This window comes from Shimwellia pseudoproteus (assembly GCF_016415625.1).
Lineage (GTDB): Bacteria > Pseudomonadota > Gammaproteobacteria > Enterobacterales > Enterobacteriaceae > Shimwellia > Shimwellia pseudoproteus.
Window position 1 is genome coordinate 21521 of the sequence record NZ_WBXP01000012.1, and the last position, 14307, is coordinate 35827.

Annotated in this window: 10 protein-coding genes; 7 read left to right on the plus strand and 3 right to left on the minus strand. The window is 57.6% G+C overall.

What is annotated here, in order from left to right; genetic code table 11:
• Nucleotides 1–18: 18 nt before the first annotated feature.
• Nucleotides 19–3174, minus strand: coding sequence for an exonuclease subunit SbcC (gene sbcC, locus F9C28_RS07450; RefSeq protein WP_199014601.1), 3156 nt, complete (start codon nucleotides 3172–3174; stop codon nucleotides 19–21).
• A complete protein-coding gene (sbcD, locus tag F9C28_RS07455) occupies nucleotides 3171–4391 on the minus strand; it encodes an exonuclease subunit SbcD (protein WP_199014602.1) in 1221 nt (406 codons plus the stop codon). Before sbcD ends, sbcC begins: the two co-directional genes overlap by 4 nt.
• Before the next feature lie 235 nt (nucleotides 4392–4626).
• On the opposite strand from sbcD, the gene phoB reads away from it, so the two are divergent.
• The 5 genes from phoB to malZ all read left to right on the plus strand — a co-directional run bounded on the left by phoB (nucleotide 4627) and on the right by malZ (nucleotide 11832).
• Nucleotides 4627–5316, plus strand: coding sequence for a phosphate response regulator transcription factor PhoB (gene phoB / locus F9C28_RS07460; RefSeq protein WP_199014603.1), 690 nt, complete (start codon nucleotides 4627–4629; stop codon nucleotides 5314–5316).
• Nucleotides 5317–5339: 23 nt separating this feature from the next.
• Nucleotides 5340–6626 (plus strand): phosphate regulon sensor histidine kinase PhoR, encoded by a 1287-nt coding sequence (phoR, locus tag F9C28_RS07465; RefSeq protein ID WP_199014604.1) that lies wholly within the window; start codon nucleotides 5340–5342, stop codon nucleotides 6624–6626.
• Nucleotides 6627–7073: 447 nt separating this feature from the next.
• Nucleotides 7074–8393, plus strand: a complete 1320-nt coding sequence (gene brnQ / locus F9C28_RS07470) for a branched-chain amino acid transporter carrier protein BrnQ (protein ID WP_199014605.1) — start codon at nucleotides 7074–7076, stop codon at nucleotides 8391–8393.
• A gap of 79 nt (nucleotides 8394–8472) precedes the next feature.
• Entirely contained in the window at nucleotides 8473–9840 is a 1368-nt protein-coding gene (gene proY, locus F9C28_RS07475; RefSeq protein ID WP_199014606.1) for a proline-specific permease ProY, read from the plus strand.
• 159 nt (nucleotides 9841–9999) lie between these two features.
• Entirely contained in the window at nucleotides 10000–11832 is a 1833-nt protein-coding gene (gene malZ, locus F9C28_RS07480; protein ID WP_199014607.1) for a maltodextrin glucosidase, read from the plus strand.
• Here malZ and F9C28_RS07485 read toward each other — a convergent pair.
• Entirely contained in the window at nucleotides 11804–12721 is a 918-nt protein-coding gene (locus F9C28_RS07485) for a LysR substrate-binding domain-containing protein (RefSeq protein ID WP_199014608.1), read from the minus strand. The genes malZ and F9C28_RS07485 overlap by 29 nt on opposite strands.
• Nucleotides 12722–13034: 313 nt before the next feature.
• Here F9C28_RS07485 and F9C28_RS07490 point away from each other — a divergent pair, with 313 nt between their 5' ends.
• Both F9C28_RS07490 and F9C28_RS07495 read left to right on the plus strand, forming a co-directional pair.
• Nucleotides 13035–13676, plus strand: coding sequence for a hydrolase (locus tag F9C28_RS07490; protein ID WP_199014609.1), 642 nt, complete (start codon nucleotides 13035–13037; stop codon nucleotides 13674–13676).
• A 60-nt stretch (nucleotides 13677–13736) separates the two neighbouring features.
• Nucleotides 13737–14288 (plus strand): antibiotic biosynthesis monooxygenase, encoded by a 552-nt coding sequence (locus F9C28_RS07495; RefSeq protein ID WP_199014610.1) that lies wholly within the window; start codon nucleotides 13737–13739, stop codon nucleotides 14286–14288.
• Nucleotides 14289–14307 lie beyond the last annotated feature (19 nt).

The window sequence follows — 14307 nt, forward strand, 5'->3', positions numbered from 1 at the left end:
GGCCCGCCCCGCCGGTATTTATCCCACCGCGTAGGTTTTGGCCAGCCGGCTAAAGCCCAGACCGTTGACCTTATGGACCTTGATTTGCACCGGGATACGCTCCTTCATCGCCTCTACATGGCTTATCACGCCGATATGCTTACCGCTGGCGTTGAGGGTATCCAGGGCGTCGAGGGCGGTGTCCAGGGTGTCCGCATCGAGGGTGCCGAAACCTTCATCAAGGAACAGAGAGTCAATACGGGTCTTGTGGCTCACCAGGTCCGACAGGGCAAGGGCGAGGGCAAGACTGACCAGGAAGCTCTCCCCGCCAGATAATGTGCGGGTATCGCGCACCGCATCCGCCTGCCAGGTATCCACCACTTCCAGCTCGAGGGCTTCGCTCTCTTTGCGCTGTAAAAAATAGCGACCGTGCAGCCGCAGCAACTGCTGGTTAGCCAGCCACACCAGGTTATCCAGGGTCAGCCCCTGGGCAAAGCGGCGGAATTTATCCCCCTCCCGGGAGCCTATCAACTCGTTAAGATACCCCCAGTCTTCCGCCTGCTGGCGCTGGCGGGCGATGTCGTCCAGCAGCCCCTGTAAACGGACCTGGTTTGCCGCATCGGCCCGCAACTGGTGCTGGATCTCTCCCTGGCGGCTGGTGCATTCGCGCAGGGCCTGGCCGCTGGCGGCGAGGGCGCCGGCAACTCCCTCTGGGGTCTCTTGCTGGGGCAGATGCGCCGGGCGGGCGGCCCGGTGGCTCTCCAGGCCTTGTTGGGCCTGGGACTCGAGGGTTTGTTGCGCAATCAGGGTCTTGCTGAGGCTATCCCGCAGGGCCTCCAGCCCCAGACGCTGGTTGTCATCCAGCAACGCGGCCTGGAAGGCCGCGCTGTCCGGGAAGGGGCTACTTGCCAGGGCGGCGTCAAACGCCGCGCAGGCCGCAGCGAGCTGGGCGGTATCCCGCTCAACCTGGCGGGCGAGGCTTTGTTGTTCCCCGTTGAGGGTGGCACAGCGGCTGTGGATCTGCTGCCACTGGCTCAGATCGGGGCTGCCATCGCTATGGGTTGCCCCGTCAGGCGGCAGTTCGTCGTCCGGCAGGCTTTCCAGCAGGGGCAGTAACTGGGCCAGTTGACCTTGCAGGGCGGTGAGCCGGGTTTGCTGTTGTTGCCACTGCTGGGCTTCTGCCTCACGGGCGGTGAGCCACTGGGTGCTGCTGTCCAGCGCTGGAGGAGTGAGCCCCAGGCCCTGTAATTGCCCGGTTAATGCCGCAAGTTGGCTGTCATGGGCCGCCTGTTGCCGGGTAAGGCGCTGCTGGATGGCGAGCAGCTGCTGTTCCAGCCCCAGACGCTGCTGGTGCAGGCGTAATTGTTGCTCACGGCTCTCTTCGGCCGCCAGCCAGTCGCTGGCCTGATCCCCCGGCGGGAAGTGTTGTCCAAGGCGGGCGCACAGGGCCTGCCAGTTGCCTTCGGCCTGCTGGCGCTGGGCATCCAGTTGTTGTAACTCCCGGGTGACCTGCTGGTGCTGTTCGGTTAACTGGCTGAGGCTGCCTTTCAGGGTGGCGCCGGCGTCGGCCAGTTGCTGGAGCTGGGCCTCCAGCGCCTGTAAGCGCTGCTGGTTTTCCCCCGGGGCGAGGGTCTGATAGCGGGCCACCGCCGGGTGCTGTTCCGAGCCGCACAGCGGGCAGGGCTGGCCGGGCTGCAAATGGGCGCGGTGTTCTGCCAGGCTAACAATGGTGGCTTCCAGTTCACAAATCCGTTTTACGTCGTCCCGTTCACGCTTTTTTCCGCTCCATTGCTGGCGTTTCTCTTCGGTTTGGCGGGCCAGTAACGCTAACTGCTGCTGGTGCCGGCTCGCCTGCTGCTGGAGTGATTCCTGGCGCTGATAGAGCGGGGCGAACCCTGCCTGTAACGTGCTGAGCTGCTGGTGGAGCGGGCGCTCACTCTCCAGGCGCTGTAATGCCCCGGCGGTATCGTCGCTGTTAAGGGCCAGCCCGCAAGGGACCAGGGCCGCCAGTTTCTGTTGCTGGGCGCGCTGCTCCCGGCCCAGCTCTTGTTGGCTCTGGCACAGTTCCTGAAGCTGGCGGAAGGTGGCATTCCAGCCGCTCAGCTCATGTTGCCAGTGGCGGTAACGTTCATGTTCCCCCAGCCACTGTTCCAGCTGGTGAATATCGCGGGTGAGCGCCTGCTGTTGCTGGACGGCGAGGTGGCGTACCTGCTGGCGGCGGGACGTTTCGGCCTGTAAGTGGGTGTTTACTTTTTCAAGCTGTTGCTGGCTGGTGTTCAGGGCCTGGCGCTGTTCTTGCTGGCGTTGCCACAGCGGGCGCAGCTTTTCTGCGGGCAGGCTTGCGGTCAACTGCGCCAGGCGCGGGGCGGCCTGGTGCTGGGCCAACCGGGCAGCCTGGTGCCCCTGACGCGCGCTTTCCAGGCTGGCCAGCAGTTGCTGTTCCCGGGCCAGCCATTGTTGGGACTGTTGCAGTGCCTGTTGCTGCTGGCGCAGGGCTTTTTCCTGTTCAGTAAGCGCTTGCAAACTTTCCTCAAGGGCCTGCTTTTGCGGGGCGTCCAGCCGCTGAACGCCGGCGGCGGCGGCTTCCGCCTGGGCGAGCTGGTTTTTTATCTCCCGGTAGTGGTCAAAGACCGCGGCGGATAACCGGCCATAGATCTCAGTGCCGGTCAGCTCTTCCAGCAGGGCGGCGCGGTCGTTGGCGTCGGCATTAAGAAATGCGGCGAACTGCCCCTGGGACAGCATCATTGAACGGGTAAAGTGGCCGTAATCCAGCCCGGTTAGCCCGGCGATAGCGTCCAGTTTATCTTTTATCTTGTCCGCCAGAATTTTGCCATCTGCGCAGCGGGCCAGCTCCACTCTGGGGGGCTGGAGCTTGCCGCTGGCGCTATTACGCGCCCGGTTCTGGCTCCAGAAAGCCCGGTAAGCACAGCCCTGAACCTCAAATTCCACCTCGGCCAGGCACTCGGCGGTATCCCGGGTCATGATGTCATTGCGGGTGTGGGAGATGGTATCCAGCCGCGGGGTCTTGTGATACAGCGCGAGGCAAATCGCATCCAGCAGGGTGGTTTTACCCGCTCCGGTGGGCCCGGTAATGGCAAACAGGCCGCTACTGGCGAAGGGCTCTTGGGTGAAGTCTATTTTCCATTCCCCTTTCAGGGAGTTGAGGTTCTTTAACCGCAGGCTGAGAATTTTCATGCCGGGTCCTCCTGCTGGTTGAGGCTTTCCAGGGCGCAGGCAAATAAGGTGCGCAGCCGCGCCCGCCGGGCATCATCGGGTTGTGCGGCATCAAGCCGCCGCTCAAACACATCGCTGACACTCAGCTCACTTAAGGTTTCACTATGCTGGCTGGCAATCACTTGCTGGCGCTGCTCCCGGCTGCGGCGTACCAGCAGTACTTCTACCGGTAGCGGTGCCGTGATTTCCCGGATCTGGCGCTGCACATCGTGCAGATAGTCACTGCTGTTGATTTCAATATCCAGCCAGCAGGGAGGGAGTGCCGGGTCACTTTGCCAGTGGCTGAGCCGGTCTGTAAGCTGCGCCATAGTGCCACGCAGGGTGGCCAGGGGCTGGGTAACCGGGACCGCCAGCGGGGTGACCTGGGCCAATTTGCCCTGTTCGAAGGTCACCAGGTTGACACTTTTGGCCGGGCCGGTCTCATCAAAACTCAGGGCAATGGGGGCGCCGCTATACCAGATATGCTGGCTGCCGCCCACAGCCTGGGCGCGGTGAATATGCCCGAGGGCAATATAGTCTGCCGGGGGGAAATGGCTGGCGGGGAAAGCGTCCAGGGTGCCGATATAGATATCGCGTACCGCATCACTGGTGGTAGCCCCAACGGTGGTCAGGTGTCCGGTCATGATAATTGGCAGCGGCCGCTCACCGCGCAGCGCCACGGCCGCCTGATAACAGTGCTGATAATGGCCGGTGATGGCGTCCAGCAGATCGCTGTGCTTTTCCCGGGCGGATTGCCCGGCCTGGCTGTGGAGAATATCCCGGGGGCGTAAGAACGGGATCGGGCAGAGAATGGCCCCCGGGGTGCCGTCGCGCTGGGGGATTTCCAGTGCGCAGGGCTCCCCCTCGGGTTGGCGAGCGCTGGCGATAACATGGGTGTTGAGGCACGCCAGTAGGTCACGGGATTCATTGAGCGTGGCGACGCCATCGTGGTTGCCGCCGAGAATGTAGAGCGGGCAGCCGGTTTGGCGCAGGTTGACCACAAAGCGGTTGTAGCATTCCCGGGCGTAACTGGGGGGCGCCCCGGTATCAAAAATATCACCCGCCACAATAATGGCGTCTATCTGCTGTTGGGTTACCGTTTCCAGCAGCCAGTCCAGAAAAGCACTGTGTTCAGCAGCACGGCTTTTGGTATAAAAGTTCTGGCCAAGGTGCCAGTCTGAGGTGTGTATCAGGCGCATAACCCGTTCCGGTGGCGAAAAGCGTGGCTGAGATTATACCCGCGCTGCGTCAATCTGCATCTTTGTTGGGCGGGTGGGGCCCCCAGGGGAGTAAACGCAGGTCACCAGGTCAAAAAATGTCATCCGGTGGTGTAGTGACGTCATACTGGTGTCATGTTTTTAATAAATCTGTCACAAATCTGACGCATAATGACCGCGCATTACACTTTAGCGACTTAATTTGACAAGGCTAATCATGGCGAAACGCATACTGGTTGTAGAAGATGAAGCCCCAATCCGTGAAATGGTCTGCTTTGTACTTGAACAGAACGGTTTCCAGCCGGTAGAGGCGGAAGATTATGACAGCGCGGTGAACCAACTGAATGAGCCCTGGCCGGATCTGGTCCTGCTGGACTGGATGTTACCCGGCGGCTCCGGCATTCAATTTATCAAACACCTTAAGCGCGAACAGCTCACCCGGGATATTCCGGTGGTGATGCTCACCGCCAGAGGCGAGGAAGAAGACCGGGTACGGGGCCTGGAAACCGGGGCGGATGATTACATCACCAAGCCGTTCTCGCCCAAAGAGCTGGTGGCCCGGATCAAAGCGGTGCTGCGCCGCATTTCCCCGATGGCGGTGGAAGAGGTGATTGAGATGCAGGGGCTTAGTCTTGATCCGGGATCACACCGGGTGATGACCGGGGAGAACCCGCTGGATATGGGGCCCACGGAATTTAAGCTACTGCACTTTTTTATGACCCACCCGGAGCGGGTATACAGCCGTGAGCAGTTGCTGAACCACGTGTGGGGCACCAATGTCTACGTGGAAGACCGCACTGTTGATGTGCATATCCGCCGGTTGCGTAAGGCGCTGGAACACAGTGGGCACGATCGTATGGTGCAGACTGTACGGGGCACGGGCTACCGTTTTTCTGCCCGATTCTGATCCTCTGACAGGAGTAATGACCCGTGCTCGAACGGTTGTCATGGAAAAGGCTGGTGCTGGAGCTGGTGCTATGTTGCCTGCCCGCACTGCTATTAGGCGCTATTTTCGGTTATTTATCGTGGTTTTTGCTGGCGTCGGTAACGGGGTTACTGGTCTGGCATTTTCATAATTTGCTGCGTCTTTCCTGGTGGCTGTGGGTGGACCGCAGTATGACCCCGCCGCCGGGGCGCGGTAGCTGGGAGCCGTTGCTCTACGGTTTGCACCTGATGCAGGTGCGTAATAAAAAACGGCGTAAAGAGCTGGGAAACCTGATCAAACGCTTTCGCAGTGGGGCTGAATCGCTGCCGGATGCGGTGGTATTAACCACCGAGGAAGGGGCGATTTTTTGGTGTAATGGCCTGGCCCAGCAGCTATTGAACTTACGCTGGCCCGACGATAACGGCCAGAATATCCTTAACCTGCTGCGTTACCCGGAGTTCAGCCAGTACCTCAACACCCGGGACTTCTCCCGGCCACTGAATGTGGTGCTGAATACCGGGCGCCATATTGAAATCCGCGTGATGCCCTACAGTGACCACCAGTTGCTGATGGTGGCCCGGGATGTTACCCAGATGCACCAGCTGGAAGGGGCGAGGCGTAACTTTTTTGCCAATGTCAGCCATGAGCTGCGCACGCCGCTGACCGTGCTCCAGGGATATCTGGAGATGATGGAAGAGCAGATCCTGACTGGTGCCGTGCGTGAGAAAGCGCTGCACACCATGGGGGAGCAAACCCAGCGGATGGAAGGGCTGGTTAAGCAACTGCTCACCTTGTCCCGGATTGAGGCCGCCCCGGTGGTGCCGCTCAATGAGCCCGTTGATGTGCCCGGCATGTTACATCTGCTGGAGCGGGAAGGGCAGACCCTGAGCCACGGCAGGCAGCAGTTGACCTTTACGGTGGACCGCACCCTGCGGTTGTTGGGCAGCGAGGAGCAACTGCGCAGCGCCATATCTAACCTGGTCTACAACGCCATCAATCACACCCCGGCCGGCAGCCATATTACGGTGCGCTGGCAGCGGGTACCCGCCGGGGCGCGTTTTAGTGTTGAGGATGACGGCCCGGGGATTGCCGCCGAGCATTTACCGCGCCTGACGGAGCGCTTTTACCGGGTCGATAAGGCCCGCTCGCGCAGTAACGGCGGTAGCGGCCTGGGGCTGGCCATTGTAAAGCACGCCCTCAGCCATCATGACTCGCGCCTTGAGGTTACCAGCACCCCCGGCGAGGGCAGCTGTTTCTCTTTTGTGTTACCGTCGCGTTTTATCGCATCCTGAGCCGTTACGCCCGCCTGTCACCAGGCCGCCAGGCGGGCAAAATGGCGGCAACTTAACTTTCCGAATTATCCCCTGACGCTAAATTTTGCATCGGATCACATTTCGTAACGAAGTGTGGTTTTTCTTTTTGGTGGTTTTTTAACCACATTATGAGCCATGACTTTTGCTTATAAATGGATAATTCATCCAATCTGATTTTGATAACCAGTGAATAACTCTGGTTTTTGGATCGGTTATTGCCTTCAAACGATATAAGCGTTTTAATGAGCGCCATGTCGATGTCGGACTAACCAGAATCGTTTGCTATTTCGAATAACTATTCTTTACTGACCGCGAATAGTAAGCATTTTTCTCTGATTATTTCCGCTATTGCCGTGTTATCACCGTGTTCTGTGAACAATTGCTTAACATTTTTCAACACCACACATCCACAGGCTGTAATTATTTATGACCCGTCATTTAAGATCGCGCGACATCATCGCTTTGGGCTTTATGACCTTTGCGCTGTTTGTCGGTGCAGGTAATATCATCTTCCCTCCTATGGTTGGCCTGCAGGCCGGTGAACACGTCTGGTGGGCGGCCATTGGCTTTCTGATTACGGCAGTGGGTTTGCCGGTGCTAACCGTGGTGTCTCTTGCCCGGGTAGGCGGCGGTATGGATCTGCTCAGCGCGCCGATTGGCCGTACTGCCGGGGTGCTGCTGGCGACCGTGTGCTATCTGGCCGTTGGGCCGCTGTTTGCCGCCCCGCGTACGGCGACAGTCTCTTTTGAAGTGGGCATTGCCCCGCTGACCGGTGACGGCGCGATGCCGCTGTTTATCTACAGCCTGATTTACTTCGCGCTGGTTATCGGTGTCTCTTTATATCCCGGTAAATTGCTGGATACCGTGGGCCATTTCCTGGCGCCGATTAAAATTATTGCGCTGATTATTCTGTCTGTGGCGGCGATTATCTGGCCCGCAGGCGGTATCAGTAGCGCCACGGAGGCGTACCAGAATGCGGCGTTCTCCAATGGCTTTGTGAATGGTTACCTGACCATGGACACCCTCGGGGCGCTGGTGTTCGGTATCGTGATTGTTAATGCCGCGCGCTCTCGTGGGGTAACCGAAGCGCGCCTGCTGACGCGTTATACCATCTGGGCTGGTCTGATTGCCGGTGTTGGCCTGGCGCTGCTTTATCTGGCGCTGTTCCGCCTGGGTTCAGACAGCGCTACGCTGGTAGACCAGAACGCCAACGGTGCCGCTATCCTGCATGCTTATGTACAGCACACCTTTGGTGGCGCCGGGAGTATGCTGCTGGCGGCGCTTATCTTCCTCGCCTGTATGGTGACGGCAGTGGGGCTGACCTGCGCCTGTGCGGAATTTTTCGAGCAGTATTTGCCGCTCTCTTATCGCGCGCTGGTGTTTATCCTCGGGGCGTTCTCCATGGTTATCTCTAACCTGGGCCTGAGCCACCTGATCCAGATTTCGGTGCCGATCCTGACCGCTATCTACCCGCCGTGCATCGTGCTGGTGGTGCTGAGCTTTACCCGTCCGCTGTGGAATAATTCTTCGCGGATTATCGCCCCGGCGATGCTGGTCAGCTTCCTGTTTGGCATTATTGACGGGGTGAAAGCCTCGGCCATCAGCGATATTTTACCGGCCTGGAGCACCCATCTGCCGCTGGCAGAGCAAGGGCTGGCATGGGTTCCGCCAACGTTTGTGGTGCTTATTCTGTCAATTATCTGGGACAAGGTTGCTGGCCGTAAGGTAACATCTGCCGCCCACTAAATGTTGGATTCCTTTTTTAGCCACGGGGCCTCCCCGTGGTTTTTTTATTTTGTCTTGTAGTAAAGAGTGGATAAACCCGATGGAAAAAAACGCGCTTAAACGAGGTTTAAGCACCCGGCACATTCGCTTTATGGCGCTGGGATCTGCGATTGGTACCGGGCTGTTCTATGGCTCGGCAGATGCAATAAAAATGGCGGGGCCCAGTGTTCTGCTGGCCTACATCATTGGCGGCGTAGCGGCGTATATTATTATGCGCGCCCTGGGTGAGATGTCGGTTCATAACCCCTCAGCCAGTTCATTTTCCCGCTATGCCCAGGAAAACCTTGGCCCGCTGGCCGGGTATATTACCGGCTGGACCTACTGCTTTGAGATCCTGATTGTCGCCATTGCCGATGTGACCGCCTTCGGGATCTATATGGGGGTCTGGTTCCCGACGGTGCCGCACTGGGTCTGGGTGCTGAGTGTGGTGTTACTGATCTGCGCCATCAACCTGATGAGCGTCAAAGTGTTCGGTGAGCTGGAGTTCTGGTTCTCGTTCTTTAAAGTGGCGACCATTATTCTGATGATAATCGCCGGCTTTGGCATCATTATCTGGGGGATCGGTAACGGTGGCCAGCCAACGGGTATCCATAACCTGTGGAGCAATGGCGGGTTCTTTAGCCACGGCTGGCTGGGCATGGTAATGTCCCTGCAAATGGTGATGTTTGCTTATGGCGGTATTGAAATTATCGGTATTACCGCCGGTGAAGCTGAAGATCCAGAGAAGTCGATTCCCCGGGCGATTAACTCGGTACCGCTGCGTATTCTGGTGTTTTACGTGGGCACACTGTTTGTGATCATGTCGATTTACCCGTGGAACCAGGTCGGTACCGACGGCAGCCCGTTTGTGCTGACCTTCCAGCATATGGGGATTACGTTTGCGGCCAGCGTTCTGAACTTCGTGGTGCTGACTGCGTCCCTGTCGGCGATTAACAGCGATATTTTCGGCGTGGGCCGTATGCTGCACGGCATGGCCGAGCAGGGCAGCGCCCCGAAAGTGTTTGCGAAAACCTCTCGCCGCGGGGTGCCCTGGGTTACCGTCACGGTGATGACCGTGGCGCTGCTGTTTGCGGTATACCTGAATTACATCATGCCGGAGAGCGTTTTCCTGGTTATTGCCTCCCTGGCGACCTTTGCTACGGTGTGGGTGTGGATAATGATTTTGCTGTCGCAAATCGCCTTCCGCCGCCGGTTATCGGGTGATGAGGTGAAGGCGCTGAAGTTTCCGGTGCCGGGCGGGGTGGTGACCACTGTTATTGGTCTGGTTTTCCTGGCCTTTATTATTGCCATGATTGGCTACCATCCTGAGACCCGCATTTCACTGTACGTGGGGTTGGGCTGGATTGTGTTACTGCTGGTGGGCTGGCGGTTTACCGCCCGGCGGCTAAGGTCTGGCGCTAAAGCGTAATTAACAACGGCACCCCGGCGGGTGCCGTTTTTTTTGGCGCGTGACCTTCTCATCCTGCGCTCTGCGCCCCTTTAATTTACCACAATGATGAGCAGCCCCTGGGCGGGTTATGGCAAGCTGGCACTCTTTATCCTGATGACGCCAATAAGGGAGACGGTTATGGTTGACGCCTGGCATCTGCCGGTAGCCCCGTTTGTGAGGCTACGCCAGCAGCGCTTGTGGATCACCCTCTGGTTACGGGGGGAGGCATTACCCGGGCAGGTGATTTTGCGCCATGAGTGGGATAACGAAGAGTGTGCGGTGCCGATGATACGGCAGAAAAAGGCCGGCCCCGGGGGGGTGAGTGTCTGGCGGGGGGCCATTGATGTCCACCACGGGCAGCCACCCCGGCGCTACAGTTTTAAACTGCTCTGGCTAGACCGCCAGCGCTGGTTTACCCCCCAGGGAATGGCCGATTTCCCGCCTGCGCGGCTGGCGCAGTTTGCCATTGATACCCCGGATGATGGCCCGGATTGGGTGGCGGATCAGGTGTTCTATCAGATTTTCCCCGACCGTTTCGCCCGGGGCAGTGAGCCGCAGCCCCGGGATATCTGGCACCATGCTGCTGTCGGCCACGATATTATTCGCCGCGAATGGCATGAGCCGCTTAGCGGGGAGGCCGGTGGGTCGACATTTTATGGCGGCGATCTGAATGGCATCACCGAACGTCTGCCCTGGCTGCGGGCGCTGGGGGTAAGTGCGATTTACCTTAATCCGGTATTTACCGCCCCCAGCGTGCATAAATATGACACCGAAGATTACCGCCATGTGGACCCGTCCCTGGGCGGCGATGACGCCCTGCTGCGGCTGCGCAAACATACCCGCCACCTGGGAATGCGGCTGATCCTTGATGGGGTGTTTAACCACAGCGGTGATACCCATCCGTGGTTTGACCGCTTTTCGGCACACGACAACGGCGCCTGCCATCATCCTGGCTCCCCCTGGCGCCACTGGTACAGTTTTAGTGACGAGGGAGAGGCGCTTGGCTGGCTGGGGTACGCGCATTTGCCGAAGCTGAACTATCGCGACCCGGCCCTGGTTGAGGAGATCTATCAAAGCCCGGACAGCATTGTACGCCACTGGTTAAAAGCCCCGTGGTCCATGGACGGGTGGCGGCTGGATGTGGTGCATATGTTGGGCGAGGACGGCAGCGCCGGGAACAACTTGTACCACGTGGGGCAGATAACCGCGGCGGCGAAAGCCGAAAACCCGGACGCCTATGTGGTTGGCGAGCATTTTGGCGATGCCCGCCAGTGGTTACAGTGCCGGGCAGAAGATGCCGCCATGAACTATCGCGGCTTTACCTTCCCGCTCTGGGGATTTCTGGCCCATAGCGACATCAGTTATCAGCCCCAGGATATTGACGCGGCGACCTGTATAGCCTGGATGGAGGATTACCGGGCCGGGCTCACTCACCAGCAGCAACTGCGGATGTTTAATCAGTTGAACAGCCACGACACTGCGCGTTTTAAAAGCCTGCTGGGCCATGATGTTGCCCGCCTGCCTCTGGCGGTGGTCTGGTTATTTACCTGGCCTGGGGTGCCCTGTATTTATTATGGCGATGAAGTTGGCCTGACCGGGGATAACGACCCCTGGTGCCGTAAACCCTTTCCCTGGGACCCGCAGCAGCAGGATAAAACCCTGCTGGCGCTGTATCGCCAGTTGGGGGCATTACGTCGCCAGAGCCGTGCGCTGCGCCGGGGCGGCTGTCAGGTGCTGTATGCCAAAGGGGATGTGGTGGTCTTTATGCGGGTGCTGGGGGATGACAAAGTACTGGTGGCCCTGAACCGCGGGGCGGCACAGCACTGCCCGTTGCCGGACTCACCGCTGCTGGCCGGGAGCCAGTGGCAGCGGGAATACGGCGACGCCGATGCGCAAGACGATGGCATCCATTTGCCGGCGATTTCTGCCACCCTGTGGTGCCTCAGGGATGAGGGGGCTGGCCCCAGGTAGCGGTCAGGGCCGGTTCATTGAGCAAGCGTTCGCGCCACCAGCGGTTGGCTAAGCCATCACAGCTGGTGCGCCACGCCATATAGACATTATCGTAGCGGCGGAATGACTCCACCTGTTTTTCGATAAGCGTACCGGTCTCCAGATAGGGGCAGGCAATGTGGCGCGGCAGGAAGCCACAGCCGATCCCGGCCAGCAATAACGGGATCTTTGATTCAAAACTGTCCACTACGATCCGCGGTTGCTCTTCCAGCAGGTTGATTTTTAGCTGCGGTGATTTGCGGGCGCTGTCGCTCACCACCACGCCGCGATGCAGGGCTATCTCCTGATTACTGAGGGGCTCCCGTGTAGCGGCCAGCGGATGGGCAGGAGCCACCACAAAGACATTTTCCAGACGGCCCATTTCCCGGTAAGCATAGGCGGCGGACGCAGGGGGCTCGTTCACGGCGCCGACAATAATATCCGCATTATCATGGGTTAATGCCTCCCAGGCGCCGGCTAATGTTTGCTGGCTGAATTTCAGGCGGGTTTGTGGTGCCTGCTGATAGAACTCACTAATAAGCGGTAACAATAATGTAAATGGAAATGAGCTATCCAGCGCAATATTCAGCTCCTTCTCCCAGCCGAATGACATTTGTATAGCGTTTTTTTCCAGGGCTTTAGCGGCGTCGAGCAGCGAGCGTCCCTGTTCCAGCACCATTCTTCCGGTATCGGTAAATTTTGCCCGGTGGCCACTGCGATCGAGAATTAAAATATCCAGCTCGTGTTCAAGTTTTTGAACCATGTAACTCAGTGCGGCCGGTGTTTTAAATAATGACTCGGCAGCTGAAGCAAAACTACCGTATTTATCAATAGCATCCAGAATAAGTAGCACATCAAGATTTACGCGCATAATTACAAATCCAGTCCGGGTGATTTATTTATTAATCATGGTGTTATCCGCATTATCGTGCGGTAAGTAAACCAGAAAATAATTAGGCGACTATATTATCTCTGCTTTCTTAAATGAAATATATCATAACGTTAATAGGGTATTTGCATGCAGATTTTTGATTGGCTTGTTCTATTAATTTGTTGCCCTGCCATGTTAAATGACTTGTTTAATTTTTTCAGACTATACTGTTTAAGGTAACCAAATTAGTATCATTACGTAACGATGTAATAAAAAGTGTGTATTAACAACTATTTGATTAATAAGGTGTTATATGTCTATACGGGAACTTCTTGATCCGAATAACTCTGTACTGATTTTTATTGATCATCAGCCGCAAATGTCTTTCGGTGTAGCAAATATCGACCGCCAAACCCTGAAAAATAATACGGTTGCGTTGGCGAAAGCCGGGAAAATATTTAAGGTACCCACCATTTATACGTCGGTAGAAACCAAAAGTTTCAGCGGCTATATCTGGCCTGAACTGTTGGCGGTACACCCTGAATCAACGCCGATTGAGCGTACCTCTATGAACTCCTGGGAAGATGCGGCGTTTGTGGCGGCGGTGAAAGCCACCGGCCGTAAAAAACTGGTGATTTCCGCCCTGTGGACCGAGGTCTGCCTGACATTTCCGGCGCTGATGGCACTGGAAGAAGGCTTCGAAGTCTATGTTGTTACCGATACGTCTGGCGGTACCTCAGTGGATGCCCACGAACGCTCGATTGATCGCATGGTGCAGGCCGGGGCTGTGCCGGTCACCTGGCAACAGGTACTGCTGGAGTACCAGCGTGACTGGTCACGCAAAGAGACCTATGACGCGGTGATGGATCTGGTGCGTGAGCACAGCGGTGCTTATGGTATGGGCGTTGATTATGCCTACACCATGGTTCACGGCGCGCCGGAACGCAAAGTCTGATAGCCGCTTACCGGGCGGTGTATATCCGCCCGGTTCTCTCTTAGTCTCAGGATGATAGTTATGTCCGTCACGGCAGAAAACCGACCCGTTACCCTGGTTATCACCCACTCGCTATTACCCGAACATCACGCCCGGTATCAGGCCTGGCTTGAGAAAATCACCCCGCTGGCGGCCACCTTTCCTGGCCATCTGGGGGCCAGTGTGATCCGCCCGGTTGCCGGCAACAATAACTGGAATGTGGTCATTCATTTTGATTCTATCGATAACCTCTATGCCTGGACCCAATCCGAGCAGCGTAAAGCACTGGTTGCCGAGATCACCCCTTTTTTGGCTGAAGGTGACCACACTGAGGTGCGTACCGAGGCCGAGTTCTGGTTTACCCCGGCCAGTGCGCAAGTGCGACAGCCTGCCCGATGGAAGCAGTTTCTGATCACCTTATTGGTTATTTTTCCGAGTACTAACCTGGTTCCGGCAATAACGGGGGCGTTGTTGCCCGGCTTATCCGGCACCTTGTTACTGCATTTCATTAATGATGCCTGTGTCGTGGCGCTGGTGGTCTGGCTGTGGATGCCGGTAATGACCCGCCTGTTTGCCCGGTGGCTGAAAAAATAGCGTTACGCTTTGGGGGAAT